6 protein-coding genes are annotated in these 4411 nt (G+C 66.3%); 4 read left to right on the forward strand and 2 right to left on the reverse strand.

Annotated features, from left to right (window positions below):
• Both AC1DU6_RS21440 and AC1DU6_RS21445 read right to left on the reverse strand, forming a co-directional pair.
• Positions 1 to 1531, reverse strand: a 1531-nt coding sequence (locus AC1DU6_RS21440) for a heavy metal translocating P-type ATPase (RefSeq protein WP_477859461.1), incomplete at its 3' end; no start/stop codon positions are given.
• A gap of 75 nt (positions 1532 to 1606) precedes the next feature.
• On the reverse strand, positions 1607 to 1867 hold the full coding sequence (locus AC1DU6_RS21445) for a heavy-metal-associated domain-containing protein (RefSeq protein ID WP_477859454.1): 261 nt from the start codon (positions 1865 to 1867) through the stop codon (positions 1607 to 1609).
• Between the two features lie 170 nt (positions 1868 to 2037).
• On the opposite strand from AC1DU6_RS21445, the gene AC1DU6_RS21450 reads away from it, so the two are divergent.
• The 4 genes from AC1DU6_RS21450 to AC1DU6_RS21465 form a co-directional block, all read left to right on the forward strand.
• Complete coding sequence (locus AC1DU6_RS21450) at positions 2038 to 2163, forward strand: hypothetical protein (protein ID WP_477859455.1); 126 nt, start codon at positions 2038 to 2040, stop codon at positions 2161 to 2163.
• A 235-nt stretch (positions 2164 to 2398) separates the two neighbouring features.
• On the forward strand, positions 2399 to 2674 hold the full coding sequence (locus tag AC1DU6_RS21455) for a hypothetical protein (RefSeq protein ID WP_457323115.1): 276 nt from the start codon (positions 2399 to 2401) through the stop codon (positions 2672 to 2674).
• A 91-nt stretch (positions 2675 to 2765) separates the two neighbouring features.
• Complete coding sequence (locus AC1DU6_RS21460) at positions 2766 to 4028, forward strand: TolC family protein (RefSeq protein WP_477859457.1); 1263 nt, start codon at positions 2766 to 2768, stop codon at positions 4026 to 4028.
• 4 nt (positions 4029 to 4032) lie between these two features.
• The coding region (locus tag AC1DU6_RS21465) for a heavy metal-binding domain-containing protein (RefSeq protein WP_477859459.1) at positions 4033 to 4411 on the forward strand (379 nt) is incomplete at its 3' end.

The raw sequence follows: 4411 nt of genomic DNA on the forward strand, positions 1-4411 counted from the left end.
CGTCCACGCCGTCCTGCGCCATCAGCGCCGCGTTGCCGAATGCAAGTTTCTGGCCCTCGACGACACCTCTGACACCAATGCCCGTGGAGGACTCGAAGTCCACCGCAGGCGACAGCGCGAGCTTGCGGGCGCGCGCCGCATCCACGATGGCCTGCGCGAGCGGATGCTCACTGCCCTGGTCCAGGCTGGCCGCCAGTCGCAGCACCTCGTCTTCGGTCACACCCTGCGCCGCCACGGCGCGGTCGAAGGCCGGCCGGCCTTCGGTCAGCGTGCCCGTCTTGTCGACGATCATCGTGTCGAGCCGGCGGAAGTTCTCGATGGCCGAGGCATCGCGGAACAGGATGCCCTGGGTTGCAGCCTTGCCGGTGGCGACCATGATCGACATCGGTGTCGCCAGGCCCAGTGCACAGGGACAGGCGATGATGAGGACCGACACCGCGTTGATGAGCCCAAACTGCCAGCCCTGCTCACCGCCGAGCAGGCCCCAGGCGAGGAAGGCCGCTACCGCGATGCCGATCACGACCAGCACGAACCAGCCGGCCACCTGATCGGCCATTCGTTGCATGGGCGCCTTGGAGCGTTGAGCCTGGGCGACCATCTGCACGATCTGAGACAGCATGGTCTGCGATCCCACGCGCTCCGACTGCATCACCAGTGAACCTGAGGTATTGATGGTGGCGCCGATGACCTTGTCGCCGGGGCGTTTGGTCACGGGGACCGGCTCGCCGGTCAGCATGGCCTCGTCGATGGCGCTCGTCCCCTCGATGACGACGCCGTCCACGGGGACCTTCTCGCCGGGGCGGATGCGCAGGCGGTCGCCGACGTGCACATGCGTGAGCGGGACATCTGATTCGCTGCCGTCCGGTTCGATCCGCCTTGCCGTCTTGGGCGCCAACCCGAGCAGTGACTTGATGGCCGCGGAGGTCTGCGACCGCGCCTTGAGTTCCAGCATCTGCCCCAACAGGGTCAGCGAGATGATGACGGCCGCCGCCTCGAAGTAGACGCCAATCCGGCCATGAGCCGCAAAGCTTTGCGGAAACAGTTCAGGCGCGACCGTCGCGACCACGCTGTAGACGAACGCCGCGCCGGTGCCTATACCGATCAACGTCCACATGTTCGGACTGCGATGAACCAGGGACTGCCAGCACCGATCAAAAAAGGGCCCGCCGGCCCACAACACGACCGGCAAAGCCAGGACCAGCTCAAGCCAGCTCTGCTGAGCAGGATTCATGAGGCCGAACCGATGCCCGGCCATCGCCAGAGTCATGACCACCACGCTCAATGGCAGGGTCCACCAGAAACGGCGGGAGAAGTCCCGCAGCTCCGGGTTGTCGTCTTCCGCTGTCGCCTCCGGGATCAGCGGCTCCAGGGTCATGCCGCACTTGGGGCAATTGCCCGGGTGGTCCTGCCGGATCTCGGGATGCATCGGGCAGGTGTAGATCGTGGCGCCACCGGGTTGCGAAGGGCTTGCGGAATGCGTGTCGTGATCATGGTGACGATGGTCCATCGTGTTCTCCAATTCATCCTGCAGAGATGCGCCAGCCGAGGAAGGCGGCCAAGCCGGCCATTGCCAGCCAGCACACCTACACCCGAAGCCGTCTTTGATTCAGCGACTACCGCAGCCGCAGCAACTACTTGCCGTCTTTTCGGTCGTGACGTTGATCGGCGCGACGGGTGTCGGGCTGTATCCCGCGTCCTTGATGGCCTCGGCCAGCTCATCGGCATCGGCGGAGTTGGGCTCGACCAGCACGCGATGTGTTGCCAAGTCGATCTGCACCTTAGCGGCGTGGTCCACGGCCTTCAGTGCCTTGGTGACGGTGCTGACGCAGTGACCGCAGGTCATGTCGTTGACTTCGAAGGCGATCATGGTGTCCTCCTGGGACTGGGTTGATGACAGCTGGACTTTCGAGCCTCCCACAGTGGGAAGGTCAAGCCCAGCAAGCGAAGAATCTCTTCAGAAAGTGACGGATTGCCACGACCTCTTGACCTTGCCAATGTGGGAACCTTGACTGTCATCGCGGTGACCACCAGAGCCTCATGTGTCGGGAGGCGAGGCTCGCCGACCCAGAGCTCCTCGCGCTGTGCGGCCAGATCGTCAAGGCACAACGTGCCGAGATCAACCAGATGGAGGCGATCGCCGCACGCCTGCGCGTGGCCACGTAGCGAAAAACGCCCCCTTGACCTGACTCGGAGGAGATATGACGCTTTCCTTTGCGCTGGCGCAAGGTCATGCCCTCGTGCCGCTTCACGGCGCCGCTAGACTCGCGACATGAAAGTGAGGAAGGCCTACCTGCGTTGCATCGCGAGCTTGCTCGCAACGGTCATGGTGTGTCTTCAACTTGCCACCGCGGCCTATGCTTGCCCGGCGCCCGCACCCGCGGGCTCATCGATCGCCGGCATGGCCGGCATGACCGATTGCGAGCAGATGTCCGCGATGGACACCGAACAGCCGCAGCTGTGCAAGGCGCACTGCGACCGCGACAAGCAGACGGTCAGCAACGTGCCTGCACCGGATCTGGCGCCCACGGTCATCCTCGACCCGCTGCTGACCCGCCTGGCCCTCTGGCTGCCGCCCGAAGCGGCCGAGGCACTTCCGGCGGTGATCACCGCCCATACCGGCCCGCCTGACGGCACGCTGCCGGTCTATCTCGCCCTCCAAGTCTTCCGCAATTGAGCCCTGACGCTCGCGCGGCCGCGTTCGCGGCGGTGCGACCACGTCTCGCGATCGTGCTCGATCGCTTCCAGGGTCTTTGTGGAGAGCCTTCATGGCCATCTTTTTACGGGCGGGATTSCAGTCCCGTCCTTTCGTCGCGGCCGCCTTCGTGGTTGCCGTCTTCCTGGCCGCCCCAGCGGCCCATGCCGCACCACTGAACTTCGAGCAGGCGCAACTGCTGGCCRAGCAGCGCTCGGCGGCCCTGACAGCGCGCCAGGCCACCGCCGACGGCGCGCAACAGGCACGCGTCGCTGCAGGGCAACTGCCCGATCCGAAGCTGGCGGTTGGCGTCGAGAACTTTCCGATCTCGGGGCCGGAGCGGTTCAGCTGGAACCGGGAATCGATGACGATGCGCCGGGTCGGCGTCATGCAGGACGTGCCCAACGCTGCCAAGCGGGCAGCACGGCGCGACGCTGCCGGCGCCAGGGCGGAACGCGAGCGAGCGATGCTGGAGGCCGAACGTCTGGCCGTGAGGCGCGAGGCCGCGCTGGCCTGGCTCAATCTGCACTTCGCCGAGCGCAAGCTCGCCGCCTTTGCCACCCTTGAGCAGCAGAACCGACTCCTGCAGGACACCCTGGCCGCGCGCGTGGCTTCTGGCGCCACAACACCTGCCGACGCGCTGATGGCACGCCAGGAGCTGCTGGACCTGGCCGACCGCAGGGACGAGCTTCAAGCCGGCGTTGAGCAGGCACGCGCCCAGTTGCGTCGCTGGACGGGGGAGCAGTCGGACATGGCAACAGCCTCCGAGGCGCCGGTGCTGCGGCTCGATCTCGCCCGATTGCTCGGTGGGCTTGATCGGCACGCCGAGCTTCTCGCCTTCAACCCGATGCTGGCCATGGCCCGTGCTGATCTCGATGAGGCCGTGGCCATGCGCCGAGGGGATTGGGGCTGGGAGGTGGCCTACGGCAACCGTGCCCGGTCCTTCGGGGACTTGGTGTCCTTCCAGTTGACGTTCGAGCTGCCGGTCTCCAAGTCCACCCGTCAGGAACCTGTGATCGCCTCGCGCCAGAAGGAGGTAGAACGGCTGCAGGCCGAACGCGAGGACGCATTGCGCCGAATCCGTGCCGACGTCGACGGCCAGGTGGCCGAGCTGCAGCGCCTGGAGCGCGTGCAGCAGCGCCAGCGCAGCGTCGCCTTGCCCCTCGCGCAGGAGCGCGCCCAAGTGACGCTGGCCAGCTACCAGTCGGGTCGTGCCGACCTCGGTGCCGTGCTCGCCGCGCGCAAGAACGCCATCGAGGCGCAGTTGCGCGATCTCGCTCTCCAAGCCCAGGTGCTCGCGCAGCAGGCCCGCCTGGCCTATCTCATTGCGGAGTGACCCCATGACCTCCAACAGCAAGTTGTCTGCCGCGGCCATGGTCCTGGTCGCCCTCGGCGCCGGGCTTGGCTATGGCGTCGCACAGTGGCGCGCCGGGGTATCGCCTGTCGGGCATTTCGCAACCTCGCCAGCCGCCGCCAGCGGCGCGGTGACCGGTGACCGCAAGGTGCTCTATTGGTACGACCCCATGTCGCCGCAGCAGAAATTCGACAAGCCCGGCAAGTCGCCCTTCATGGACATGCAGCTGGTCCCGAAATATGCAGACGACGCACCGACCGGCGGCGTGGCCGTCGATCCCCGTGTGGCCCAGATGCTCGGTGTGCGCACCGCAACTGCAGAAAAGCAGCGCATCGGCATCGCGCTGCAAGTCCCAGCCACCGTCC

The sequence above is a fragment of the Roseateles sp. P5_B10 genome, from assembly GCF_056400485.1.

What these genes read in the sequence shown, in the direction of transcription:
- AC1DU6_RS21445 (WP_477859454.1), bottom strand. Translation starts at nt 1,867, where the DNA reads ATGATCGCCTTCGAAGTCAACGACATGACCTGCGGTCACTGCGTCAGC.
- AC1DU6_RS21450 (WP_477859455.1), top strand. Translation starts at nt 2,038, where the DNA reads ATGTGTCGGGAGGCGAGGCTCGCCGACCCAGAGCTCCTCGCGCTGTGC.
- AC1DU6_RS21455 (WP_457323115.1), top strand. Translation starts at nt 2,399, where the DNA reads ATGGCCGGCATGACCGATTGCGAGCAGATGTCCGCGATGGACACCGAA.